Origin of the sequence: Aureimonas frigidaquae (assembly GCF_001463905.1) — a bacterium.
GTDB lineage: Bacteria > Pseudomonadota > Alphaproteobacteria > Rhizobiales > Rhizobiaceae > Aureimonas > Aureimonas frigidaquae.
In genome coordinates this window covers 73444-95618 of sequence record NZ_BBWR01000010.1, presented here as the reverse complement: position 1 = coordinate 95618, position 22175 = coordinate 73444, and the positions used below count along the sequence as shown (strand labels likewise).

Here is a 22175-nt window from a genome sequence, read left to right as displayed (position 1 = left end):
TCAGGCTCAATCACTGGGCCGTTTTACGATTAGGTATAAGTTCCTAGGCCGAGCGAGTTTTTGTGAACGTTTCGGTGATGATTATGACGACGACGACGATCAACTGGTCCTGGGGCTTGACCCAGACGATCAATTTCGATCCGGCGAGCGACAAACTCGATTTCAACTGGTTCCAGGCCTAGAATTTCACGATTGCCGACACCGCTCAGGGTGTCACGATCACCATCCCATCCAACGACCAGCGTTATGTTCTGGCCGGCGTGAAGCTGTCGCAGCTCGATATGGGCCGCAACATCACCGCTTTCGACCCGAGTGCCTTCGACAAGTTGCAGGCCGCTATCGCCGCGCCGGCATCGGGCAGCGCTTCGTCCTCGACGGGGCAGTCCGGCGGCCAGGGCTCGACGACCGGCTCGGGCTCCACGACCGGCTCGAGCGGAACGTCTTCCGGTGCGGTGACGCCGTCGGTGGACAGCGGCGCCGGAACGACCCATCCCGGGACGGGCGCAACTGAGGGATCGGGCCAGAATGGCTCGTCCGCCACGGGTTCCGCCGCCGCCAAGACGGTTACGATCACCTGGCGCTGGGGTGAGACCATCGCCCTCGGTAAATCGGAATTCGATCCCACGCATGGTGACAAGCTGGATTTCGGCTGGTTCCAGGCCGGCAACTTCACGATCGAGGAGAAGTCGGGTTCCGTTGAGATCGGCATTCCGACCAATCAGCAGAGATACGTGCTGCAGGGTGTGACCCTGACCCAGTTGAGCCTGGACAACATCATCGCCAAGGACGCATCCGCGGTCCTGGCGTGGCGCACCGCACTGGGCGGGAAGGCGGTGGAGCCCGAAGCTGGTTCCAGCACCACGACGACGCCGGGCCAGACCACTCCGGGAGCAAACGCAGAAACCGGTGCCGGTGCGCATACCGGTTCGGACGGCGGCACCGGTGCCAACACCGGATCCGGCACCAATGCCGGTTCGAACACCGGAGCCGGCGCGGGCACGGGTTCCGGCGCGCATACGGGCACGGAAGGCGGCGCCGGCTCGGCCAACGCCGGCACGGGTGGGAGCACCGGTGGTGGCGCGCAGGCCGGTACGGACAATGGCGCGGGCGCCAATAGCGGCGCCGGCACGAATGCCGGCAGCGGGGCTTCCGGCAACGGTTCGTCCAGCAATGGCGGCGCCTACGCCAAGGAATGGTCGGCCGACACCGTCTATCATGGCGGCGATCGGGTCGCGATGCATGGCAAGGTCTATGTCGCAGGCTGGTGGACGCAGAACGACGACCCCTCCAAATCGTCGAACGTCGTCTGGAAATATGCCGGCCTTCTGGACACGACACCCGTTCTCGCTTCCGCGCCGGAAGATCTGGCCGCAACGGCGATCAAGTCGAACGCGGTCGTGCTGGTGTGGGACAAGGCCGAGGTGAATGGCTACGGCAATGTTTCCGCATACAAGATCTATGAGGGCAACACGCTGCTTGCCACGACGACGGGCACCTGTCTGAAGCTGACCGATCTGAGCGCGGGATCGACGCATTCCTTCACCGTGTCGGCTGTGGACGAGGCCGGCGAGTCCCTGCATTCGAACGCCGTCTCCGTTACGCTGCCGACGGGCGATGCACATGTCGGCGGGCATGAGCAGTATTTCTCGCCCTATATCGACATGTCGCTGTCTTCCAGCCAGGATCTGGTGAAGGTGGCCAAGGATGCGCACATCTCCAACTTCACGCTTGCCTTCGTCATGACGGGCGGCGCGCATTCCGATGCCGTGCAGTGGGGTGGCCTCGGCGGCAACATCGGCGCCGGCGTGGACACGCATTGGAACGGCGTGACGATCAAGTCGCAGGTGGACGCCATCCACGCTCTGGGCGGGGAAGTGACCATTTCCTTCGGCGGCGCCGTAGGGACGGAGGCGGCGGTGCAAATCGCGTCCGAAATGGGCGGCAGCACGATTACGCAGGCTGCCGTCGACAAGCTCGCCGCGGCGTATGAAAGCGTCATCACGCGCTATGACGTCCATAAGCTGGACTTCGACATCGAAGGCGCGGCGATGCAGAACCACACCGCCAATGTCCTGCGTGCGCAGGCCATCGCACAGCTTCAGGCAAAGTATACGGATGTCGAATTCGCCTATACGCTGCCTGTCCTGACGACGGGGCTCACGCAGGATGGCATCGACATTCTGAAGGTTTCCAAGGCCAACGGCATGCGGATCGACGTGGTCAGCATCATGGCGATGGATTACTATCAGGGGATCGAGGACATGGGGCAGGGTGCTATCGACGCAACCCTGAAGACGTTGAGCCAGGTGCGTTCTGTCGGGCTGGACGCGAAAATCGGCATCATTCCGATGATCGGCGTCAACGACACGACCGCTGGCACGGGCGGCAAGGAGATCTTCACGGTCGAGGATGCCTACCAGCTCATGGCCTTTGCCGATGGCAACCCGGATGTCTCGCACATCTCCATGTGGTCGATCGGACGCGACCATCCCGGCACCGGCCTGAGCCCGTCAGCCTCCGGCCTTGCGGATCTTCAGCACTACGAGTTCTCGAAGATCTTCTCGGCCATCTGACACGAACGTCAGATTGCTTTCATGACATTGGACCGGCCTGCGCAAGCGGGCCGGTCCTTTGCGTTTCGGCTCAACGCCGATTGGAGCGCGCGACCACCGCGCGGCTATTCCAGAAACGTCAGAGGGGGCTGGCGCGCCTAGATGCGGCCAAGCAGCAACAGGATCAGAACGACGATCAGGACGAAGCCGAGAATGCCACTCGGCCCGTAACCCCAGCTCCGGGAATAGCCCCAGCCGGGAAAGGCACCGATCAGAAGAAGCACCAGTATGATGATCAGAATCGTACCGAGCGACATGCCGCAATTCCCCCGAAAAGAGTTTTCAGACAAAACGCGGAACGAAGGCTTCGGGTTCCACTTGTGCCTGCAATCAGATGATCTGCGTCACCCAGAGGAGGACCGTTACGGTCAGCACGACGCCGGCGACAATGGCGGGACGGGGACTCAGGTTGCGGGACCATGGCCAGATAGGCCAGGCCGCGATGAACATGATCAGGGCCACGAGGTTGACGAGCGCGCCGAAGGTCATGGAATTCTCCGCTTTCGATCCGGGCTTTCTGGTCGGGCCTTCGATCCGGGCTCTCATTCCGGTCGGCCGGGGCAGCCGGCCATTTTCCCGACACGCGAAGCCCTATATGGTGGGGCGGAGCCTGTGCAAGCCCGGACCTGATGCCGATGACCATGATGGAAGAGATTGTCGCCGACCCTTTGCCGCGCCGCCAGACGGTGGGCGTGGACGTGGGGGGCGTGCGCGTCGGAGGCGGTGCACCGGTGGTCGTCCAGTCGATGACCAACACCGATACGGCCGATATCGACGCGACGGTGGCACAGGTGGCGCAACTGGCGCGTGCCGGCTCCGAGATCGTGCGCATCACCGTGGACCGCCCCGAATCGGCCGCCGCGGTCCCGCGTATCCGCGAGCGGCTCGACCGGCTGGGAGAGAGCGTCCCCCTGGTGGGCGATTTTCATTATATCGGCCATAAGCTCCTGGCCGACTATCCGGACTGCGCCGCCGCGCTGGCGAAATACCGCATCAACCCGGGCAATGTCGGCTTCCGCGACAAGAAGGACCGACAATTCGTGGAGATCGTCGAAATGGCGATCCGGCACGACAAGCCTGTGCGCATCGGCGTCAATTGGGGCTCGCTCGACCAGGAGCTGCTGACCCGGCTCATGGACGCAAACAACCTTCTGTCCACGCCGCGGCCGGCGCGCGCCGTCATGCGCGAGGCGATCATCCAGTCGGCCCTGCACTCCGCAGCCCTGGCGGAGGAAACCGGTTTGCCGCGTGACAAGATCATCCTGTCGGCCAAGGTGTCCAACGTGCAGGACCTCATCGCCGTCTACCGGGATCTGTCGCGCCGCACGGACCATGCCATCCATCTCGGCCTGACCGAGGCCGGCATGGGCAGCAAGGGCATCGTCGCATCCGCGGCGGCGATGGGCATTCTGCTGCAGGAGGGCATCGGCGACACGATCCGCGTGTCCCTGACGCCCGAGCCCGGTGGCGACCGCACCCGGGAGGTGCAGGTGGCGCAGGAAATCCTGCAGACCATGGGGTTCCGTCAGTTCATCCCGATCGTCGCCGCTTGTCCCGGCTGCGGCCGGACGACCTCGACCCTGTTCCAGGAACTGGCCGAGACGATCCAGTCCGACATCCGCGCCAGCATGCCGCAATGGCGGGAACGCTATCCGGGGGTGGAAAGCCTGTCCGTCGCGGTGATGGGCTGCATCGTCAACGGGCCGGGCGAATCCAAACATGCCGATATCGGCATCTCCTTGCCCGGCACGGCCGAGGTGCCGTCTGCGCCCGTCTATATCGACGGCCAGAAGGTGGCCACGCTGCGCGGCCCCCGCATTGCCGAGGAGTTTCAGATCATGGTCGCCGACTATATCGAGCGCAGGTTTGGCCGCCCTGCCGCGGCCGAGTAGGCCCCTGCGGCGCGCCGCCTTCGCCCTTGCGGCCGTGGCCCTGATGGTGGCCGGGCCGGCGCGCTCCGAGCCGGACGCAAAGGACGATGCCGTCGGCGCCATCTGTGACCTGATTGCCGAGAATGCCGCGGCGACGGGCATGTCGCCCGATTTCCTGGCGCGGCTGATCTGGAAGGAAAGCCGGTTCGATGCCGGGGCCGTATCGCCGGTCGGCGCACGGGGCATCGCCCAGTTCATGCCCTATACGGCGGACGAGCGCGGCCTTGCCGATCCGTTCGACCCGAAGCAAGCGATCCGACACTCGGCCCTCTATCTGCGCGATCTTCGCGATGCGCTCGGCTCCTGGGGGCTGGCGGCGGCGGCCTATAATGGCGGTATCAACCGCGTACGACGCTGGATGGGAAGCGATGGACGCCTCCCCTACGAGACAGAGGATTACGTCCTGTCCATCACCGCGCGGCCGGCGGCCTGGTTCCGCGAGGAAGCGGGCCGGGACATCGAGCCGCGCCCGCTGGACGCCGCGCTCGACTTTCCAGAAGCCTGCCGGAACCTGCCGATCATGCGGACCCGCGCCATCTTCGCGCTGGAGGAAAGCGCACCCATGCGCCCCTGGGGCGTCCAGGTGGCGGGCCACGTGAACGAGGCCATCGCGCTCAACATCTACCGCCGCCTCCAGGATGCCCATCCCCGTCTCCTGGGCGGCGTCGAGCCGATCCTAATGCGGGCGCGCCCGGCATCCGGCCCACGGCGCATCACCGCCGTGCGCATCGGCGCCGACAGCCGGGGCGAGGCCGACAGCTTCTGCCGCCGGCTCCGGGCCGATGGCGGCGCCTGCATGGTGCTGCGCAACCGCTAGAGGCTCAGCGATCGCGCCCCGCAATGTAGCGGGCCGTCTCGACCAGGAGCGCGCCCGCCTCGCCGTAGGGCGCAAGGACGGTTTCGGCCTCCTGCACCAGGGCGGCGAGGCGCTGGCGCGTCCAGTCCTGGCCGTAGAGTGCCGGCAGCGTCTTCTTGCCGCGCTCGCGGTCCTTGCCCGCCGCCTTGCCGAGCGTCGCGGCGTCGGCCGTTTCGTCCAGAAGATCGTCGGCAAGCTGGAAGGCAAGGCCGATAATCTCCCCGTAGCGGCGCAGGCGCTGGCGGTCCGCCGCCGGAGCGTCCATCAGAATGGCGCCCGCCTCGCAGGCATAGGCGATAAGCGCGCCCGTTTTCATGGACTGGATGCGGGCGATCTGCGCTTCGGTCAGGCTGTCCTCAGCCTCGGCTGCAAGGTCGAGCGCCTGGCCCCCCACCATGCCGACGGCTCCGGCATCCTGCGCCAGGCGCGACACCAGCGCCAGGCGGGCGGCGTCGGAAAGGCCCGTGGCCCCGGCGGTCAGGCCGAAGGCGAGCGTCAGCAGCGCATCGCCGGCCAGGATGGCGCTGGCCTCGTCGAAGGCCTTGTGGACGGTCGGCCGGCCGCGGCGCAGATCGTCGTCGTCCATGGCGGGCAGATCGTCGTGGATCAGGGAGTAGCAGTGGACGCATTCCAGGCCCGCCGCCACCTCCGCCGCGCCGGCGGGCGGGGGGCCGAACAGGGCCGCGCTCTCGAGGACGAGGAAGGGGCGCAACCGCTTGCCGCCGCCCAGCGCGCCATGACGCATGGCGGCGGCCAGGCGCTCTGGAACCTGTCCGCTCACGCCCGCATCCCGGGCTAGGATCTCGCCCAGAAGCGCTTCCATGCCGCGCGCGGCAGCGCCGAGCCGGTCGGTAAAGGCCTGGGAATAGGTGCTTGTCACGATGCGTCTTCCTCACCATGCTTGTGCCGGGCTATCCCCTGTGCCGGAGCGGCCCGCCCCGGGCAAGGGGCCGGCATCACGATTTGGTCGTTTGACGACGGCGGAGACCACGCAGGATATGGCGGATCTGGAGAATGAGGCAGGATCACAAAGGAGCCCGCTGTTGCGCAGACGGTCTTTGGCCGGCCGGTTGATGCGCCTGTTGGCCGGTGTCGTTCTGGTCCTCACTCTGGTGCCGCTCATCCTGGTGCCCGTCTACGGGCTGCCGTCGCTTCGGCCCATTTCGACGCTGATGCTGGGCGAGCATTTCGCCTTCCAGCCCTATGACCGGCAATGGGTGCCGCTGGACGATATCGCCCCCGTGCTCGTGCGCTCGGTCATGATGTCGGAAGATGGCCAGTTCTGTGCCCATGACGGGATCGACTGGGCCGAGTTCTCCGGCCAGTTCAACCAGGTCGTGGCTGGGGAGGGGGCGAGTCGCGGCGCCTCGACCATCCCTATGCAGACGGTCAAGAACCTGTTCCTGTGGAACGGGCGCTCCTATCTGCGCAAGGCGCTTGAAATCCCGCTGGCGCTCTATGCCGACGCGGTGTGGAGCAAGCGCCGGATGATGGAGATCTACCTGAACGTCGCCGAATGGGGGCCGGGCGTCTACGGCATCGAGGCCGCGGCGCGCTACTATTACAACCGGCCGGCTGCCGACCTGTCCTCGCGCCAGTCCGCGCTCCTGGCCGTGACCCTGCCGGCGCCGCTCGACCGCGATCCGGCGCGGCCATCCGCCGGAATGGCGCGTCTGGCCGACCGGATCCAGGGCCGCGCCCGCGCGGCCGGCGATTATACAGAGTGCCTGCAACTGGCGGCGCGCTGATCCGATTCAAGAATCGGGCGTGGGGCCTTCACATCGGGCGCGGCTTTTGGTATGGGGCTGTCACGATTTCCCTGTCGTATCACGGATGCGTTGGGCTGCCAGTCAGGCGGTCCCTTCGAACCGGCGCGGCGCGGACGGCTTTCATCGAGGCAATTGCATCATGATGGCCGGAACTTCAATTTCACAGATGCGATGGGGCCCTGCCGTCATCGCGACGGAGCAGAACATGGCCGTACCCAAAAGAAAGACGTCGCCCTCCAAGCGCGGCATGCGCCGCTCGGCCGACGCGATCGCCGCGCCGACCTATGTGACGGACAAGAATTCCGGCGAGCTGCGTCGCCCGCACCATATCGACCTGAAGACCGGCGTCTATCGCGGTCGTCAGATCCTGAAGGCGCAGGACTAAGTTCCAGCGCGCCCTTCAGGTGCAAGCTTCAAGGGCCGGCGCAATGCGCCGGCCCTTTCGTTTGTCCGCAGGCCGGCAGGGCGCGGCTGGCGTCAGCTCTTGGAAGCGCCGAGCGCTTCGATCTTCTTCTGCATTTCGGCAAGCTGTTCGCGCATGAGCGCAAGGTCGTCGCTGCGCGCCGCCGTGCCCGATGCGCCAGGGGCGGACGCGGCTGCCGGCGCCTTCGCACCGCCGGCGGGCTGATCCCCCATCGCATTGGCGAGGAACGGGTTGAAGACGCTCATGGCCTGGCGGAAGAGTTCCGTGTTGCGGCGCACCTGATCTTCCATGAGGCGGGTCGTCTGCGCCACGGCCTCGGCCGGATTGGTGCGGAACCGCTCCTGCTCATGGGAGAAGGCCGTCATGGACTGTTCCAGATAGGCCGGAATCACCATCTGCATCTGATCGCCATAGAAGCGGATGAGCTGCCGCAGGAAGGTGATGGGCATGAGGTTCTGCCCGGTCTTGTTTTCCTGCTCGAAGATGATCTGCGTCAGGACCGAATGGGTGATGTCCTCACCCGTCTTGGCGTCCTGCACCACGAAATCCTCATTGCCCTTTACCATGGCCGCCAGGTTTTCGAGCGTCACATACATGCTGGTGCCGGTGTTGTAGAGGCGCCGGTTCGCGTATTTCTTGATGATGGTCGTTTCGTTTCTGCGTGCCATGCCTCACTCCCCAAAGCGTGTCGCCTCCGTGCGGCTTCGCCTCTGCGGGCGAATGCTGCACCGCCTAAAAGAACATAAGCACGCCGCTGTCCGCAATCCAAACCTTCGACGGTGGCCGGGCTGCGAACCAATCGTGATGGCCGAAACGGGCGGCGCAGTTTGTGCACGGCACGCGGGGGGCGAAGCGCGGCGCATGCAGCGCCGGCGCGTCGAGGTTCAAAGCTCCTTCAGCGCGGAGGCGCTCAAGGGTTCCGGCGCAGGGAATCACCCAGCATCGACACCATTTCGTCGATCTGATCGCGCGATACGATCAGCGGCGGGGACAGGGCGATGATGTCGCCCGTCACGCGGATGAGCAGTCCCTTCTCGAAGCAGTCCACGAAGACATCATAGGCGCGCTTGCCGGGCTTGCCGTCCACGGGCGCCAGCTCGATTCCGGCGACGAGCCCGATCGTGCGGATGTCGACGACGCCGGGTGCATCCTTGAGCCCGTGCATGGCATCGGCCCAGTGATCGGCAAGTTCCGCGCCGCGGGTCAGGAGCCCTTCCTGCGCATAGATGTCCAGAGTGGCGATACCGGCGGCGCAGCCCACCGGATGGCCCGAATAGGTATAGCCGTGGAACAACTCGATCTGGGCGTCGGGGCCCTGCATCAGCCCGTCATGGACATGCCGCCCGCAGAAGACGGCGCCCATCGGGATATTGCCGTTGGTCAGGCCCTTGGCCGTGGTGACGATATCGGGAAGGACGCCGAAATAATCCGTGGCGAAGGGCGTTCCGAGGCGGCCAAAGCCGGTGATGACCTCGTCGAAGATGAGCAGGATGCCGTGGCGCGTGCAGATATCGCGCAGGCGCTGCAGGTAGCCGCGCGGCGGGATCAGGACGCCCGTCGAGCCGGCCACCGGCTCGACGATGCAGGCGGCGATGGTTTCCGCCCCATGCAGGGCGACGAGCCGCTCCAGATCGTCGGCCAGCTCCGCGCCATGCTCCGGCACGCCCTTGACGAAGGCGTTGCGGGCCGGGTCGTGCGTGTGGCGCAGATGGTCCGTTCCCGGCAGCTGCGGAAAGACGCGGCGGTTGTTGACGAGGCCGCCGACGGAGATGCCGCCGAAGCCGACGCCATGGTAGCCGCGCTCACGCCCGATCACCCGGTTGCGGGTGCCCTGGCCGATGGCGCGCTGATAGGCGATGGCGATCTTGAGCGCCGTATCGACCGATTCGGAGCCCGAGCCGGTGAAGAAGATGCGGTCGAGCCGCTCGTCGCCCAGGCCGGGGGCGATCTCCGCCAGCCGCTCGGCAAAGGCGAAGGCGATCGGATGACCCATCTGGAAGGAAGGCGCGTAATCCAGGGTGGCGAGCTGGCGCTCCACCGCCGCGGCGATCGAACGGCGGCCATGCCCGGCATTGACGCACCACAGGCCCGCCGTGCCGTCCAGCACGCGCTGCCCGTCCTGGCTCGTGTAATGCATACCCTCTGCCGAAACGAGCATGCGGGGCGCGGCCTTGAACTGCCGGTTGGCGGTGAACGGCATCCAGTAGCTGTCGAGCGCCGGGCTGTTCGGGCGGGTGTGGCTGTTCATGGCAGGCTCCGGATCAAGGATGTGTCCCCCATCAAGACCCCCGATCGGACCCGGCAACAAGGCCTTTTCTGCCGACGGCCAAGTCCTTGATCTAGAACGCTGCGTTCATGCAGAATTGCGCGATATCGAACAGGGAGAACAGCGGCGTGGCGGATGTGGATATTGGTGGTCGGCTGCGCAGCCTGCGGCTTGCGCATAAATTGTCCCAGCGGCAGCTTGCCAGGCGGGCCGGTGTCACCAATTCGACGATCTCGCTGATCGAGTCCAACGGCACCAACCCGTCGGTCGGGGCGTTGAAGCGCATACTCGACGGCATTCCGATCGGGCTTGCCGAGTTCTTCGCCATCGAGCCGCAGGGCAAGCGGCAGGCCTTCTACAGCGCCGAGGAGCTGGTGGAGATCGGCAAGGGCGGCATCTCGTACCGGCAGGTCGGGGGCGATCTGTTCGGCCGCAGCCTGCAGATCCTGTCCGAGCGCTACGAGCCGGGCGCCGATACGGGCACGGTCCCGCTTGTCCATGACGGGGAGGAAGGCGGCATCATCCTGTCCGGCCGGCTCGAGGTGAGCGTGGACGGTGAGCGGCGGATCCTCGGCCCGGGCGATGCCTATTACTTCGAAAGCAAAAGGCCGCACCGGTTCCGTTGCGTCGGTCCGAACCCGTGTGAATTGATCAGCGCCTGCACGCCCCCCACATTCTGACGGGCGCCGGCGCGAACGGTCTTCACAAAGTCATGGCCACAGGCTTTGATGCGCCAGGCGATCAGCCGCCCAAGACATAAGAAGGAAGCGAGAATCCATGAGTGCCTCCCCCTCCATCGTCATTGTCGGCGCGGCGCGAACCCCCGTCGGCGCCTTCAACGGGGCCTTCGCCGACGTTCCGGCGCATGTGCTGGGCGCCGCTGCCATATCGGCCGCGCTGGCGCGCGCCGGTGTTGCGCCGGACGAGGTCGACGAAGTCATCCTGGGCCAGATCCTGCAGGCCGGCGAGGGGCAGAACCCCGCGCGCCAGGCCGCGATGAAGGCCGGCTGCCCCAAGGAGACGACCGCCTGGGCGCTCAACCAGCTTTGCGGGTCGGGCCTGCGCGCGGTGGCGCTCGGCATGCAGCAGATCGCGCTGGGGGATGCCTCCGTCATCGTGGCGGGCGGGCAGGAATCCATGTCCATGGCACCGCATGCAGCGCATCTGCGCGGCGGCCAGAAGATGGGAGACCTCAAGCTCGTCGATACGATGCTGAAGGACGGCCTGATCGACGCCTTCCAGGGCTATCACATGGGCATCACCGCCGAAAACGTGGCCCGTCAGTGGCAGATCACCCGTGACGAGCAGGACGGTTTTGCCGTCGCATCCCAGAACAAGGCCGAAGCGGCTCAGGCAGCCGGCCGTTTCAAGGACGAGATCGCGCCCGTGACGGTGACGGGCCGCAAGGGCGACACGGTCGTGGAGGCGGATGAGTACATCAAGCCCGGCACCACGCTGGAGAAGGTGCAGAAACTGCGGCCCGCCTTCGACAAGGAGGGAACCGTCACGGCCGCCAACGCGTCGGGCATCAATGACGGCGCGGCGGCCCTCGTCCTCATGACGGAGCAGGAGGCCGTGCGGCGCGGCCTGACCCCGCTGGCGCGGATCGCCTCCTGGGCGACGGCGGGCGTCGATCCGGCTCTCATGGGCTCGGGCCCCATCCCGGCCAGCCGCAAGGCGCTGGAAAAGGCCGGATGGTCCTTGCAGGATCTTGACCTGGTCGAGGCCAACGAGGCGTTCGCCGCACAGGCCTGCGCCGTCAACAAGGAACTTGGCTGGAACCCGGAGATCGTGAATGTGAATGGCGGCGCCATCGCGATCGGCCACCCGGTCGGCGCGTCGGGCGCACGCGTGGCCAACACGCTCCTGCACGAAATGCGGCGCCGTGGCGCGCGCAAGGGCCTGGCGACATTGTGCATCGGCGGCGGCATGGGCATCGCCATGTGCTTCGAGGCCATGTAAGGGGCGCAGACGCCCGCGGGTTGTGAGACGTCTTCTGGGAGGGAGAGCATGCAGAGAACGGCAATCGTGACCGGCGGTACACGCGGCATCGGCGCCGCCATCGCCATAGCGCTGCGCGATGCGAAATTTAAGGTGGGCGTGAACTACTGCGGCAACGAGGAGGCCGCCCGCCGCTTCTGCGACGAAACGGGCATACCGGGCTTCCGTTGGGACGTCAGCGATTACGCCGCCTGCGCGGAAGGGCTGAAACAGGCCACCGAGGCGCTCGGCCCGGTCGATGTGCTCGTCAACAATGCCGGCATCACGCGCGATGCCATGTTCCACAAGATGACGCCGGAGCAGTGGAACGCCGTCATCGGCACCAACCTGACCGGCGTCTTCAACATGTGCCGCCTTGTCTGGGACGGGATGCGGGAGCGCGGCTTCGGCCGGATCGTCAACATCTCGTCGATCAACGGCCAGAAGGGGCAGGTCGGTCAGGTCAATTACAGTGCCGCCAAGGCAGGCGACATCGGCCTGACCAAGGCCCTGGCGCAGGAAGGCGCGCGCAAGGGAATCACCGTCAATGCGATCTGCCCCGGCTATATCGGGACGGAGATGGTGGCGAGCATTCCGGCCGAGGTGCTGGAGCGGCAGATCCTGCCGCAGATCCCTGTCGGACGGCTCGGCACGCCGGAGGAGATCGGCCGCGCGGTGGTGTTCCTGGCGGCGGAAGAGGCCGGGTACATGACCGGCGCCACCCTGTCGATCAATGGCGGGCAGTATTTCGCCTAGGCGGACTGCCCGCGTGTCAGGGTCAGGACGGCTTGCCCCACCGCATCGGTGAGCTCAAGCCGTCCATCTTCCAGGACGCGCCAGGCGGTGATGTTCGACAGTGCGGCGAAGAATCCGGCTTCCTGCCGCATGGCCGCCTCCTGGCAGGCCATGCGGGTTGCCATGGCCTGGCCGAAATGGATTTGCTCCCCGTCGATCATCGCCTCCGCGTTGAAGCGGTTGCATCCGCCCGTGCCGCTGGCCCGGCCGCCGGGGGTGATCACGAGCGTCGTCTCGACGCCTGCGTCGGTCGGCGCGCCTTCGATCGTCTGGACGAGCCAGGCGCCGACCGGGGCGGCTGCGCCGCTCGTGTCTCCATCCTGAGCGAGGGCGGGCAGGGGCGCCGCCAGACCGAGCGTCAGCGCCACGATGATGGGCGATAGGCTGCCAGCCATGGGTCCGTTCCTCCTTCGATCCTCGGACAGGCCGTGCGGGCCGGCCGTTGCAGGATCAACGGCGGTGGTCAGCCCGCGTTCCGGCTCACATGTTCCACGAGCATGTAGCGCTGCTTGCGGCCGACGATCATCAGGGGGATGCTGGCGAAGGCAAGGACGAGCGCGCCGGCGGCGAAAAGGCCGATCAGCGGATTGTCCTCCATCGCGGTCGTGTAGAAGATCTGGTAGGTCTCGTACAGGAAGACGGGCGGGCAGAAGGTGAAGAGCAGGGCCCCGACATAGCCCAGCGTCCGGAAACGTGTCGTCACCAGCGTTTCGGTATGGCCTGCAGTGGTCATGATACACTCTCGTCCGCGTGGATTGGCGAGCTATCTTCCCATCTCAAGCTTGCGCCAGCCCATGAACGGCGGGCGAAGATGGAACCGAAGGAGGCGCCTGTGCGCGCAGATCGCAAACCGGCGCCTGTGCCGGCCCGTCCCATTCGTATTGCCCTGGTGTTGCCGCTCGTTGCCGGACTGATGGCGGGGTGCACGGCGGCGGGCGGTGCGACCGTCTTCCACGGAGAGGTGGCGACCTATCCCGAACGCGGCAATGCACGCTGCGACAATTACGCCCGGCAAACCTATTACAACGCGCTGGAAGACTATTCGGACCGCGGCGAGGGCTTCGGCACCCACCTCATGACGCGCCAGACAGCCGAGCGCATGGCCGATCGCGCCTATGAGCGCTGCCTGTCCGGCCGGCTGAACTGAGGGCTGCTCAATCGGGCATGAGGAAGCGCAGGAGCGCCGGCAGCACGAGCGCCGTCATCAGCGCATTGAGCCCCATGGCGATGCCCGCAAAGGCGCCGGCGAGCGAATCGACGCTGAAGGCGCGCGCCGTGCCGATCCCGTGGGATGTCAGGCCGACGGCGAAGCCGCGTGCGGCATAGTTGCGGATGCGCAGGGCGTTCATCAGCGGCGTTACCAGGAGCGCGCCGATGATGCCGGTCAGGATGCACATGGCCGCCGTCAGGGCCGGCTGGCCGCCGATCGCCTCCGATATGCCCATGGCGACGGGTGCCGTCGCCGATTTGGGCGCCAGCGACAGGATGGCGGTGCGCGGCAGGTCGAAGGCCCGTGACAGGAGCACCGTCATTGAAATGGCCGTGACCGATCCGGCCACCAGCGCCGCCGCGAGCGGCGCGAGGCTGCGCGCGATGACGCTGCGCGCCCGGTAGAGCGGGATGGCGAGGGAGACCGTTGCCGGGCCGAGCAGGAAGTGGACGAACTGCGCCCCGTCGAAATAGGTCCGGTAGCTTGTCCGGGTGAGGCTGAGGAGCGCGCCGAGGATCAGGATGGCGATGAGCACCGGATTGGCCATGGGGTGCCGACCGGTGCGCATGGAAATCGCATCCGCCACGAGCCAGGCCACCAGGGTGACGGTCAGCCAGAGCAGCGGCGTCGCGGACAGATAGGCCCAGAGTTCGAAGGGTGTCGGCGTGCCGGTCATGACCGTTCCCCGCGCCGCATCAGCCGTTCGACGCCGAGAAAGGCCAGGACGGTAACCGTCAGCGTGACGACGACGGACGCCAGGAGCACCACGCCAAAGCCCAGGAGGTTGCTTTCCACAAGGCCCAGGTGATCGATCAGCCCGACGCCTGCCGGCACGAAGAGCAGGCCCAGCATGGCAAGGATCCGGTCGGCCGTTCCGCCCAGCATGCCCTGCGGGCGCGCATCGAGGATGCCGTCCGCCACTGTGCCGCGCCACAGGAGCAGGAGGAACAGGAGGACGAGGCCGATGACCGGCCCGGGCACCGGGAGGGCGAGGCCGCGTGCGAGCGCTTCGCCGATGAGCTGGCAGGTCAACAGGACCGCGATGGGCTTGAGCATGGGGGCAATCTTGAATCGGCGGCTGGCGTTTCACACAGTCGAAGCGCAAAAGCGCGCGCCGATCAATCCGGAATGATCGCTCGCGCCATGAAGGCGGTGTCGTGATCGCGCGCGGTTTGCCGCAGATAGTCCTGCAGCACGCGAATGCGCGGCGCGTCGGCCAGCTGTTCGTGACAGGACATCCAGTATTCGCGCTCGATGAAGAGTTGTTGCGGCAATACCGGCACCAACTCCGGATAGGTGGAGCCGATGAAATAGGGAAGGATCGTGATCCCGTAGCCCGCTAGCCCGGCGGAAAGCTGCACGATGATGCTCGAGCTTTGATAGCTGGCGCGCGTGCCGGGCAGGATATCGCGGATATAGTCGAGCCCCGGCGAAAAGATCATATCGTCGATATAGCCGATCAGCGGATGGGCCATGACATCCTCACGCGTGCGCAGCGGGGGATGCCGGTCGAGATAGCGGCGCGCGGCATAGACCAGGAGCCGGTAGCGGGCGATCCGCTCGATCCGGTAGGGTCCGCTCGACGGCGGGTGAAGGGAGATGGTGATGTCCGCCTCCCGCCGCGAGAGGGACAGTATCTGCTGAAGGGTCATGAACTCGATCAACAGGCCGGGATTGCGCGCGGCGAAGTCCGGCAGGCGGGGTGACAGGAAGAAGCTGCCGAAGCCTTCCGGCGTCGACAGCCGGACCACGCCCCGCGGCGCCGCGCGCTCGCCCGAGAGGGTTTCATGCAGGCCTTCCGCGCTCGCTTCCATGGCCTCCGCATGGGCGACGAGACGTTCGCCGATGGCGGTCAGCGTATAGCCGCGCGGGGAGCGTTCGAAGAGCCGCATCGACAGCGCCTGTTCCAGCCGGTCGATACGCCGGGACACAGTGACGTGATTGCTGCGCAGGCGGCGGGCGGCGGAGCTGAGCTGCCCGGTGCGCGCAACCGCAAGGAAGTATTGGAGATCGTCCCAGGCGAAGCCAGCCACTGCGTATCTTTCGTACAATCCGCTGTACGTATGTGTACAGCATCTGTGCGGAATTCGCCATTTCGCACCGCCTGTGGCTGGTCTAGCCTTTCTGTACCACCCGTCGATGCGGCCCTTGAGCGGCAGACGGGAAATGCGTCCGACAGGCCGGCACAGAAACGGCGGCGGGCGCGGGGAGGTGATCGATCAGGTGCGTGCCGGCCGGCAGGCCAAGGCTGCGCCTGGCGTGTCCTCCCCCAATCATGTCCGAGTTTCGATCGGTTCCTGGGAGGTCGCCACATGAAAACTCTTTCCGTCCTTGCCGCAGCTTTGTCGACGGCCGTCGCCCTGCCGGCCATGGCGCAGATCTCCGACGATGTCGTGAAGATCGGCATTTTGAACGATCAGTCCGGCGTCTATGCCGATTTCGGCGGGCGCTGGTCCTTCGAGGCGGCCAAGATGGCTGTCGAGGATTTCGGCGGCGAAGTCGGCGGCGCGCGGATCGAGGTGATCACCGCCGACCATCAGAACAAGCCGGACGTCGCATCCAACATTGCGCGGCAATGGTACGACACCGAACAGGTCGATGCGATCATGGAGCTGACGACATCGTCGGTGGCGCTGGCGGTGCAGGGCCTGTCCAAGGACAAGAAGAAGATCACCATGGCGACCGGCCCGGCGACGACCGAGCTGACCGGCGCACAATGCAGCCCCTATGGTTTCCACTGGGCCTACGATACCCACGCTTTGGCGGTGGGCACGGGCGGCGCGCTCGTGGAACAGGGCGGCGACACCTGGTTCTTCCTGACGGCCGATTACGCCTTCGGCTACTCGCTCGAATCCCAGACTTCGAAATTCGTGACCGAGCATGGCGGCACCGTGGTCGGCTCCGTCCGGCACCCCCTGTCCAACACGGACTTCTCCTCCTTCCTGCTGCAGGCGCAGGCATCGGGCGCCAAGGTGATCGGCATGGCGAATGCCGGGCTCGACACGTCGAACACGGTCAAGCAGGCGGCCGAATTCGGCATCGTGCAGGGCGGGCAGAAACTTGCCGCGCTGCTTTTCACCCTGGCGGAAGTGCACGGTCTGGGCCTGGAAGCCGCGCAGGGCATCACGCTCACGGAAGGCTTCTACTGGGACCGGGACGATGAAAGCCGGGAATTCTCCCAGCGCTTCTTCGAGCGCACGCAGCGCATGCCGAACATGGTCCAGGCCGGAACCTACTCGACGGTGACGCAGTATCTGAAGGCCATCGACAAGGCCGGTACCGACGAGACGGAAGCCGTCGCCAAGATCCTGCACGAGATGCCGGTGGACGACGTCTTCGGGCGCGGCGGCAAGGTGCTGCCCAATGGGCGCATGGTCTACGACATGTATCTCATGGAGGTGAAGGCGCCCTCGGAAAGCACCAAGCCCTGGGATTATTACAAGGTACTGGCGACCATTCCGGGCGACCAGGCCTATCTCTCCGCTCAGGAGAGCGGCTGCCCCCTGGTCACGCAGTAGGCGCTCGGATGACGCAGCTGGATCGCGACGGGCCGCACGCGCCCGCCGGCGTCGGCGCGGCAGGGGAGGTGGTCCTGTCCTGCCGGGGCCTGCGCCGTGACTTCGGAGGGTTCACGGCCGTCAAGGACGTCGATCTCGACGTCCGCCACGGTGAGGTCCATGCCCTGATCGGTCCCAACGGGGCCGGCAAGACGACCGTCTTCAACCTGTTGACCAAGTTTCTGCAGCCAACGCGCGGCGAAATTCGCCTGGCGGGCGAGGACATCACCCGAACCCGCCCCGCCCGCGTGGCGCGGATGGGGCTGGTGCGCTCCTTCCAGATTTCGGCGACCTTTCCGCACCTGACCGTCCTCGACAATGTGAAGGTGGCGCTGCAGCGTCCGCAGGGCCTGGCCACGCAGTTCTGGCGGCCGCTCAGTGCGCTCGACGTCTTGAATCGGCGGGCGCTGGAGCTCCTGGACGAAGTCGGCCTCAGCGATGCGCGCGATGCGCTGGCGGCCGACCTGTCCTATGGCCGCAAGCGCGTGCTCGAAATCGCCACCACGCTGGCGCTGGAGCCGAAGGTGCTCCTGTTGGACGAGCCCATGGCCGGCATGGGGCAGGAGGATATCGGCACGGTTTCGGAACTGATCCGCACCGTCGGCCGGAGCCGCGCCGTCCTGATGGTGGAACACAATCTGAAGGTCGTGGCCAATCTGTGCCACCGCGTCACCGTGCTCCAGCGCGGCGAGATCCTGGCGGCCGGGGACTATGCCACCGTCGCCGCCGATCCGCGCGTGCGGACCGCCTATATGGGGAGCGAGGCATGAGCGCCGCCCTTTATGCCGGCAATGCGCAGGCGGCGGCCCGGCCGCTCCTGTCGGTGCGCGGCCTGAATGCCTGGTATGGCGAAAGCCATGCGCTGCACGGGGTGGACCTCGACATCGCCGCCGGCGAAACCGTCACCCTGATCGGGCGCAACGGCGTCGGCAAGACGACGACCCTGCGGGCGATCATGGGCATTTTGCGCAAGCGCACGGGCGAGATCCGGCTGGACGGGCGGGACATGATGCCCGTCCCGCTGCACCGCACCGCCCATCACGGGATCGGCTACGTGCCCGAGGAGCGCGGCATCTTCGCCTCCCTGACCGTGGAGGAAAACCTGACGCTGCCGCCGATGCTGGGCGCGGGCGGCATGAGCATAGAAGAAATCTACACGCTCTTTCCCAATCTGAAGGAGAGGCGCGGCTCCGGCGGCACGCAGCTTTCCGGCGGCGAGCAGCAGATGCTCGCCATTGCCCGCATGCTGCGTTCGGGCGTGCGGCTGCTTCTCCTGGACGAGCCGACGGAGGGGTTGGCGCCTGTCATCGTGGACCGGATCGGAGAGATCCTGGTGGAGTTGAAGAAGCGCGGCCTGACGGTGCTTCTGGTGGAGCAGAACTTCCGCTTCGCCGCCAAGGTGGCGGATCGCTTCTACCTCATGGACCATGGCCAGATGGTGGACAGCTTCGCCACGCGTGACCTGCCGGCCCACCGCGACCGGCTGGCCGAGGTCCTGGGAGTATAGGCGACATGACGATGATCTTCGGCATCCCCGTCCAGGCGCTCATGGGCCAGCTTCTCGTCGGCCTGATCAACGGCTCCTTCTATGCGATGCTGAGCCTGGGGCTCGCCATCATCTTCGGGCTCCTGCGCATCATCAACTTCGCCCATGGGGCGCAGTACATGCTGGGCGCCTTTGCGGGCTACCTGCTGCTGGCCTATGCCGGCATCGGCTTCTGGCCCGCGCTGATCCTGGCGCCGCTGATCGTCGGGCTGACCGGCGCGCTCCTGGAGCGCTTCGCCCTGTCGCGGCTCTACGATCTGGACCATCTCTATGGTCTGCTCTTCACCTTCGGGCTGGCGCTCGTCCTGGAAGGCACGTTCCGCTACTATTTCGGCGCGTCCGGGCAGCCCTATGCGCCGCCGCCGCAACTGGCGGGCGGGACGAATCTCGGTTTCATGTTCCTGCCGAACTATCGCGGCTTCATCGTTCTTGCATCGCTCGTCGTCTGCATCGCCACCTGGCTGCTGATCGAAAAGACCAAGCTCGGCGCCTACTTACGCGCCGCGACGGAAAACCCGACGCTGGTGCGGGCCTTCGGCGTCAACGTGCCGCTCCTCCTGACCTTCACCTACGGTCTGGGCGCGGCGCTGGCGGGACTGGCCGGCATCCTGGCGGCGCCGGTCTATCAGGTCAGCCCGCTGATGGGCTCCAACATCATCATCATCGTCTTCGCCGTGGTCGTGGTGGGGGGCATGGGCTCCATCGGCGGGGCCATCGTGACGGGTTATCTCCTCGGCCTGTGCGAGGGGTTGACCAAGGTCTTCTACCCGGAAGCCTCCAATATCGTGATCTTCGTCATCATGGCGGTGGTGCTGCTGGTGCGGCCGGCCGGCCTGTTCGGGAGGGCCTGACATGACGCACGCGGCATTGGCCATGAAACACGCTTCCGCCCGGCGCGCCACGCCACTCAAGCTTGCCCTCGTGGCCGCCGGCCTGGTGCTGCTCGTGGCGGCACCCTTCTGGCTCTACCCGATCTTCCTGATGAAGCTCCTGTGCTTCGCCCTCTTCGCGGCGGCCTTCAACCTTCTGCTCGGCTATACGGGCCTTCTGTCCTTTGGCCATGCGGCGTTCTTCGGCGGGGCGGCCTATGTGACGGCGCATACGGTGAAGGTCTGGGGCCTGCCGCCCGAACTCGGCATCCTGGCCGGCATGGCCGGTGCGGCGGTGCTCGGCCTCCTGATGGGCGGGCTCGCCATCCGGCGCCAGGGCATCTACTTCGCCATGATCACCCTGGCGCTGGCGCAGATGTTCTTCTTCTTCTGCCTCCAGGCGCCCTTCACCCACGGAGAGGACGGCATCCAGGCCGTGCCGCGCGGATGGCTCTTCGGGCTCATCGATCTGAACCAGGGGCTGAACATGTATTACTTCGTCCTGGCGGTCTTCCTGATCGGCATGTTCGCCATCCACCGCATCGTCCATTCGCCCTTCGGCATGATCCTGAAATCCATCCGCGAGAACGAGAACCGCGCCATCTCGCTCGGCTATTCCGTGTCCTCCTACAAGCTGGCTGCCTTTGTCATGTCGGCTACGCTGGCGGGCCTGGCCGGCGCGTTGAAGGCGCTGGTCTTCCAGTTCGCCACCCTGACCGACGTGGCGTGGCAGATGTCGGGCGAAGTCATCCTGATGACGCTGCTCGGCGGCATCGGCACCATGCTCGGACCCTTCGTGGGGGCCGCCCTCGTGGTGACGCTGCAGAATTACCTCGCCACCTCGGCCTTTCCCGTGACCATCATCACCGGCCTGATCTTCATGATCTGCGTGCTTCTGTTCCGCCGCGGCCTCGTGGGTGAGTTCCTCCACTCCCGCCTTGGGCGGCGCCTGTCCGCGCGGATGGACGACCGGGCGCCGAACCCCTGATCGCGGGCAGCTTTCGCGCCGTCCCGGTCGGGTGGGCGGCTGGCCGGCTGCAAGCGCGGATGATCGTTTCAATATGCCAGGAGTGAGCATGCCGCATTCCATCGCCTTCATCGGCCTCGGCAATATGGGATTGCCCATGGCGCTGAACCTCGTCGCAGCGGGGCACACTGTCACGGCCTTCGACCTGTCGCCCGATGCGACGGCGGGTGCTGCCGCGCGAGGGCTTGCCATTGCCTCGAGCGCCGTGGCGGCGGCGCGGGGGGCGCAGATCGTCATCACCATGCTGCCCGCCGGCCGCCATGTCGTGTCCGTCTGGACCGACCTCGTCCCGGCCAGTGGTGAGGGGACGCTCTTCATCGACTGCTCGACGATCGACGTCGACAGCGCCCGCGCCGCCCATGCCATCGCGCAGGCGCAGGGCCTCGTCTCGCTCGACGCGCCGGTCTCGGGCGGAACGGTCGGGGCGAGCGAGGCCACGCTGACCTTCATGTGTGGCGGGACAACGGAGGGGTTTGCCGCGGCCGAGCCGATCCTGGCGGCGATGGGGCGGCGCATCGTGCATTGCGGAGCCGGCGGCGCGGGCCAGGCGGCCAAGATCTGCAACAACATGATCCTCGGCATTTCCATGATCGGCGTGTGCGAGGCCTTCGTCCTGGCGGAGCGGTTGGGCCTGTCGCATCAGGCGCTCTTCGACGTCGCCTCCACGGCATCGGGGCAATGCTGGTCCCTGACCAGCTACTGCCCCGTGCCGGGGCCGGTTCCCGCAGCGCCTTCCAACCGGGACTACAGGCCGGGCTTTGCGGCCGGGCTGATGCTGAAGGATCTGACGCTGGCGCAGGACGCCGCCCGCTCCAGCGGGGCGCAAACGCCTCTGGGCAAGCATGCTCAGGCGCTTTACGCCGCCATGGATGCCGAGGGCCAGGGCGGCGTCGACTTTTCAGGCATCATCGAGCGGCTGCGCGCAGGCCGGGCCGGCTAGGCGCCCGGCTTGCGGTAGGCCACGCAATCGATCTCCACCTTGCAATCGACCATCATGGAGGATTGCACGCAGGCCCGTGCCGGCGGATGTTGCGTGAAGTACTGCGCATAGACGCCGTTGAAGCTCCAGAAGTCGCGCGGATCGTCCAGCCACACGCCGACCCGCACGACATCCTCGAGCCCGTAGCCGGCCTCGTTCAAAATGGCGATGACGTTTTCCATCGTCTTGTGCGTCTGTGCCACGATGCCGCCGCCGACGATTTCGCCGTTCTCCATCGCCACCTGGCCGGACACGTAGAGCCAGCCATCGGCCTCCACGGCGCGTGCGAAGGGAAGGGGCTGCCCACCGGCGCCTTTGGATCCCGTGCCGTAACGCTTGATCGTCATGGTTCGT

The 22175-nt window shown here is 66.3% G+C and carries 26 protein-coding genes; 15 read left to right on the top strand and 11 right to left on the bottom strand.

Annotated features, from left to right (window positions below; translation table 11 throughout):
• Positions 1–260 precede the first annotated feature (260 nt).
• Positions 261–2573: a fibronectin type III domain-containing protein gene (locus AUL30_RS11165; RefSeq protein ID WP_062227966.1), complete on the top strand. Its 2313-nt coding sequence runs from the start codon at positions 261–263 to the stop codon at positions 2571–2573.
• Between the two features lie 137 nt (positions 2574–2710).
• Here AUL30_RS11165 and AUL30_RS19385 read toward each other — a convergent pair whose 3' ends face one another.
• Together AUL30_RS19385 and AUL30_RS19745 are read right to left on the bottom strand one after the other, a co-directional pair.
• Complete coding sequence (locus tag AUL30_RS19385; RefSeq protein WP_083507868.1) at positions 2711–2869, bottom strand: DUF3309 family protein; 159 nt, start codon at positions 2867–2869, stop codon at positions 2711–2713.
• 73 nt (positions 2870–2942) lie between these two features.
• Positions 2943–3101 carry a DUF3309 family protein gene (locus AUL30_RS19745; RefSeq protein ID WP_192843055.1) on the bottom strand — a complete coding sequence of 53 codons (159 nt, stop codon included), beginning with the start codon at positions 3099–3101 and terminating at the stop codon, positions 2943–2945.
• Between the two features lie 152 nt (positions 3102–3253).
• Here AUL30_RS19745 and ispG point away from each other — a divergent pair, with 152 nt between their 5' ends.
• Positions 3254–4504, top strand: coding sequence for a flavodoxin-dependent (E)-4-hydroxy-3-methylbut-2-enyl-diphosphate synthase (gene ispG, locus AUL30_RS11160; protein ID WP_062228044.1), 1251 nt, complete (start codon positions 3254–3256; stop codon positions 4502–4504).
• Positions 4479–5360 carry a lytic transglycosylase domain-containing protein gene (locus tag AUL30_RS11155; RefSeq protein WP_244490799.1) on the top strand — a complete coding sequence of 294 codons (882 nt, stop codon included), beginning with the start codon at positions 4479–4481 and terminating at the stop codon, positions 5358–5360. The genes ispG and AUL30_RS11155 overlap by 26 nt, the downstream gene beginning before the upstream one ends.
• Positions 5361–5364: 4 nt before the next feature.
• Here the strand turns inward: AUL30_RS11155 and AUL30_RS11150 are convergent, their stop codons facing one another.
• On the bottom strand, positions 5365–6222 hold the full coding sequence (locus AUL30_RS11150) for a polyprenyl synthetase family protein (RefSeq protein ID WP_062228043.1): 858 nt from the start codon (positions 6220–6222) through the stop codon (positions 5365–5367).
• Positions 6223–6397: 175 nt separating this feature from the next.
• On the opposite strand from AUL30_RS11150, the gene mtgA reads away from it, so the two are divergent.
• Both mtgA and rpmF read left to right on the top strand, forming a co-directional pair.
• Complete coding sequence (gene mtgA, locus AUL30_RS11145; RefSeq protein WP_062228042.1) at positions 6398–7147, top strand: monofunctional biosynthetic peptidoglycan transglycosylase; 750 nt, start codon at positions 6398–6400, stop codon at positions 7145–7147.
• 226 nt (positions 7148–7373) lie between these two features.
• Entirely contained in the window at positions 7374–7553 is a 180-nt protein-coding gene (rpmF, locus tag AUL30_RS11140; protein ID WP_062228041.1) for a 50S ribosomal protein L32, read from the top strand.
• A 92-nt stretch (positions 7554–7645) separates the two neighbouring features.
• Here rpmF and phaR read toward each other — a convergent pair whose 3' ends face one another.
• Together phaR and AUL30_RS11130 are read right to left on the bottom strand one after the other, a co-directional pair.
• Positions 7646–8260 (bottom strand): polyhydroxyalkanoate synthesis repressor PhaR, encoded by a 615-nt coding sequence (phaR, locus tag AUL30_RS11135; RefSeq protein ID WP_062227964.1) that lies wholly within the window; start codon positions 8258–8260, stop codon positions 7646–7648.
• A 242-nt stretch (positions 8261–8502) separates the two neighbouring features.
• The gene (locus AUL30_RS11130) at positions 8503–9840 is read right to left on the bottom strand and encodes an aspartate aminotransferase family protein (protein WP_062227963.1); all 1338 of its coding nucleotides are present in this window, start codon (positions 9838–9840) and stop codon (positions 8503–8505) included.
• A 107-nt stretch (positions 9841–9947) separates the two neighbouring features.
• Here AUL30_RS11130 and AUL30_RS11125 point away from each other — a divergent pair, with 107 nt between their 5' ends.
• The 3 genes from AUL30_RS11125 to phbB all read left to right on the top strand — a co-directional run bounded on the left by AUL30_RS11125 (position 9948) and on the right by phbB (position 12594).
• Positions 9948–10538 (top strand): cupin domain-containing protein, encoded by a 591-nt coding sequence (locus AUL30_RS11125; RefSeq protein WP_062227962.1) that lies wholly within the window; start codon positions 9948–9950, stop codon positions 10536–10538.
• Between the two features lie 97 nt (positions 10539–10635).
• Positions 10636–11820 carry an acetyl-CoA C-acetyltransferase gene (locus tag AUL30_RS11120; protein ID WP_062227961.1) on the top strand — a complete coding sequence of 395 codons (1185 nt, stop codon included), beginning with the start codon at positions 10636–10638 and terminating at the stop codon, positions 11818–11820.
• Between the two features lie 48 nt (positions 11821–11868).
• A complete protein-coding gene (gene phbB / locus AUL30_RS11115; protein WP_062227960.1) occupies positions 11869–12594 on the top strand; it encodes an acetoacetyl-CoA reductase in 726 nt (241 codons plus the stop codon).
• On the opposite strand, the gene AUL30_RS11110 is transcribed toward phbB, so the two are convergent.
• Together AUL30_RS11110 and AUL30_RS11105 are read right to left on the bottom strand one after the other, a co-directional pair.
• Complete coding sequence (locus AUL30_RS11110) at positions 12591–13028, bottom strand: META domain-containing protein (protein ID WP_062227959.1); 438 nt, start codon at positions 13026–13028, stop codon at positions 12591–12593. The two genes, phbB and AUL30_RS11110, sit on opposite strands and share 4 nt — an antisense overlap.
• Positions 13029–13096: 68 nt before the next feature.
• Complete coding sequence (locus tag AUL30_RS11105; protein WP_062227958.1) at positions 13097–13366, bottom strand: hypothetical protein; 270 nt, start codon at positions 13364–13366, stop codon at positions 13097–13099.
• A 99-nt stretch (positions 13367–13465) separates the two neighbouring features.
• On the opposite strand from AUL30_RS11105, the gene AUL30_RS11100 reads away from it, so the two are divergent.
• Entirely contained in the window at positions 13466–13780 is a 315-nt protein-coding gene (locus AUL30_RS11100) for a hypothetical protein (protein WP_157070089.1), read from the top strand.
• A gap of 7 nt (positions 13781–13787) precedes the next feature.
• On the opposite strand, the gene AUL30_RS11095 is transcribed toward AUL30_RS11100, so the two are convergent.
• The 3 genes from AUL30_RS11095 to AUL30_RS11085 all read right to left on the bottom strand — a co-directional run bounded on the left by AUL30_RS11095 (position 13788) and on the right by AUL30_RS11085 (position 15876).
• Entirely contained in the window at positions 13788–14519 is a 732-nt protein-coding gene (locus AUL30_RS11095) for an LrgB family protein (protein ID WP_062227956.1), read from the bottom strand.
• Positions 14516–14899 (bottom strand): CidA/LrgA family protein, encoded by a 384-nt coding sequence (locus AUL30_RS11090; RefSeq protein ID WP_062227955.1) that lies wholly within the window; start codon positions 14897–14899, stop codon positions 14516–14518. Before AUL30_RS11090 ends, AUL30_RS11095 begins: the two co-directional genes overlap by 4 nt.
• A gap of 62 nt (positions 14900–14961) precedes the next feature.
• Positions 14962–15876 carry a LysR family transcriptional regulator gene (locus tag AUL30_RS11085; RefSeq protein ID WP_062227954.1) on the bottom strand — a complete coding sequence of 305 codons (915 nt, stop codon included), beginning with the start codon at positions 15874–15876 and terminating at the stop codon, positions 14962–14964.
• Positions 15877–16155: 279 nt separating this feature from the next.
• Here AUL30_RS11085 and AUL30_RS11080 point away from each other — a divergent pair, with 279 nt between their 5' ends.
• The 6 genes from AUL30_RS11080 to mmsB all read left to right on the top strand — a co-directional run bounded on the left by AUL30_RS11080 (position 16156) and on the right by mmsB (position 21782).
• A complete protein-coding gene (locus AUL30_RS11080) occupies positions 16156–17361 on the top strand; it encodes an ABC transporter substrate-binding protein (protein WP_062227953.1) in 1206 nt (401 codons plus the stop codon).
• Positions 17362–17369: 8 nt separating this feature from the next.
• Positions 17370–18170, top strand: coding sequence for an ABC transporter ATP-binding protein (locus AUL30_RS11075; protein ID WP_062227952.1), 801 nt, complete (start codon positions 17370–17372; stop codon positions 18168–18170).
• Positions 18167–18907 (top strand): ABC transporter ATP-binding protein, encoded by a 741-nt coding sequence (locus AUL30_RS11070; RefSeq protein WP_062227951.1) that lies wholly within the window; start codon positions 18167–18169, stop codon positions 18905–18907. The genes AUL30_RS11075 and AUL30_RS11070 overlap by 4 nt, the downstream gene beginning before the upstream one ends.
• 5 nt (positions 18908–18912) lie before the next feature.
• Positions 18913–19797 (top strand): branched-chain amino acid ABC transporter permease, encoded by an 885-nt coding sequence (locus tag AUL30_RS11065; RefSeq protein ID WP_062227950.1) that lies wholly within the window; start codon positions 18913–18915, stop codon positions 19795–19797.
• 22 nt (positions 19798–19819) lie between these two features.
• On the top strand, positions 19820–20803 hold the full coding sequence (locus tag AUL30_RS11060; RefSeq protein ID WP_244490804.1) for a branched-chain amino acid ABC transporter permease: 984 nt from the start codon (positions 19820–19822) through the stop codon (positions 20801–20803).
• Positions 20804–20891: 88 nt separating this feature from the next.
• Positions 20892–21782, top strand: coding sequence for a 3-hydroxyisobutyrate dehydrogenase (gene mmsB / locus AUL30_RS11055; protein ID WP_062227948.1), 891 nt, complete (start codon positions 20892–20894; stop codon positions 21780–21782).
• Here mmsB and AUL30_RS11050 read toward each other — a convergent pair.
• A complete protein-coding gene (locus AUL30_RS11050; protein WP_062227947.1) occupies positions 21779–22168 on the bottom strand; it encodes a RidA family protein in 390 nt (129 codons plus the stop codon). The genes mmsB and AUL30_RS11050 overlap by 4 nt on opposite strands.
• Between the last annotated feature and the right edge of the window lie 7 nt (positions 22169–22175).

What these genes read in the sequence shown, in the direction of transcription:
- phbB (WP_062227960.1), top strand. Translation starts at nt 11,869, where the DNA reads ATGCAGAGAACGGCAATCGTGACCGGCGGTACACGCGGCATCGGCGCC.
- AUL30_RS11060 (WP_244490804.1), top strand. Translation starts at nt 19,820, where the DNA reads ATGAAACACGCTTCCGCCCGGCGCGCCACGCCACTCAAGCTTGCCCTC.
- ispG (WP_062228044.1), top strand. Translation starts at nt 3,254, where the DNA reads ATGATGGAAGAGATTGTCGCCGACCCTTTGCCGCGCCGCCAGACGGTG.
- AUL30_RS11080 (WP_062227953.1), top strand. Translation starts at nt 16,156, where the DNA reads ATGAAAACTCTTTCCGTCCTTGCCGCAGCTTTGTCGACGGCCGTCGCC.
- AUL30_RS11065 (WP_062227950.1), top strand. Translation starts at nt 18,913, where the DNA reads ATGACGATGATCTTCGGCATCCCCGTCCAGGCGCTCATGGGCCAGCTT.
- AUL30_RS19385 (WP_083507868.1), bottom strand. Translation starts at nt 2,869, where the DNA reads ATGTCGCTCGGTACGATTCTGATCATCATACTGGTGCTTCTTCTGATC.
- AUL30_RS11110 (WP_062227959.1), bottom strand. Translation starts at nt 13,028, where the DNA reads ATGGCTGGCAGCCTATCGCCCATCATCGTGGCGCTGACGCTCGGTCTG.
- AUL30_RS11075 (WP_062227952.1), top strand. Translation starts at nt 17,370, where the DNA reads ATGACGCAGCTGGATCGCGACGGGCCGCACGCGCCCGCCGGCGTCGGC.
- AUL30_RS11150 (WP_062228043.1), bottom strand. Translation starts at nt 6,222, where the DNA reads ATGGAAGCGCTTCTGGGCGAGATCCTAGCCCGGGATGCGGGCGTGAGC.
- AUL30_RS11105 (WP_062227958.1), bottom strand. Translation starts at nt 13,366, where the DNA reads ATGACCACTGCAGGCCATACCGAAACGCTGGTGACGACACGTTTCCGG.
- AUL30_RS11095 (WP_062227956.1), bottom strand. Translation starts at nt 14,519, where the DNA reads ATGACCGGCACGCCGACACCCTTCGAACTCTGGGCCTATCTGTCCGCG.
- AUL30_RS11050 (WP_062227947.1), bottom strand. Translation starts at nt 22,168, where the DNA reads ATGACGATCAAGCGTTACGGCACGGGATCCAAAGGCGCCGGTGGGCAG.
- mmsB (WP_062227948.1), top strand. Translation starts at nt 20,892, where the DNA reads ATGCCGCATTCCATCGCCTTCATCGGCCTCGGCAATATGGGATTGCCC.
- phaR (WP_062227964.1), bottom strand. Translation starts at nt 8,260, where the DNA reads ATGGCACGCAGAAACGAAACGACCATCATCAAGAAATACGCGAACCGG.
- AUL30_RS19745 (WP_192843055.1), bottom strand. Translation starts at nt 3,101, where the DNA reads ATGACCTTCGGCGCGCTCGTCAACCTCGTGGCCCTGATCATGTTCATC.
- AUL30_RS11130 (WP_062227963.1), bottom strand. Translation starts at nt 9,840, where the DNA reads ATGAACAGCCACACCCGCCCGAACAGCCCGGCGCTCGACAGCTACTGG.
- AUL30_RS11090 (WP_062227955.1), bottom strand. Translation starts at nt 14,899, where the DNA reads ATGCTCAAGCCCATCGCGGTCCTGTTGACCTGCCAGCTCATCGGCGAA.
- rpmF (WP_062228041.1), top strand. Translation starts at nt 7,374, where the DNA reads ATGGCCGTACCCAAAAGAAAGACGTCGCCCTCCAAGCGCGGCATGCGC.
- mtgA (WP_062228042.1), top strand. Translation starts at nt 6,398, where the DNA reads ATGGCGGATCTGGAGAATGAGGCAGGATCACAAAGGAGCCCGCTGTTG.
- AUL30_RS11070 (WP_062227951.1), top strand. Translation starts at nt 18,167, where the DNA reads ATGAGCGCCGCCCTTTATGCCGGCAATGCGCAGGCGGCGGCCCGGCCG.
- AUL30_RS11120 (WP_062227961.1), top strand. Translation starts at nt 10,636, where the DNA reads ATGAGTGCCTCCCCCTCCATCGTCATTGTCGGCGCGGCGCGAACCCCC.
- AUL30_RS11125 (WP_062227962.1), top strand. Translation starts at nt 9,948, where the DNA reads ATGCAGAATTGCGCGATATCGAACAGGGAGAACAGCGGCGTGGCGGAT.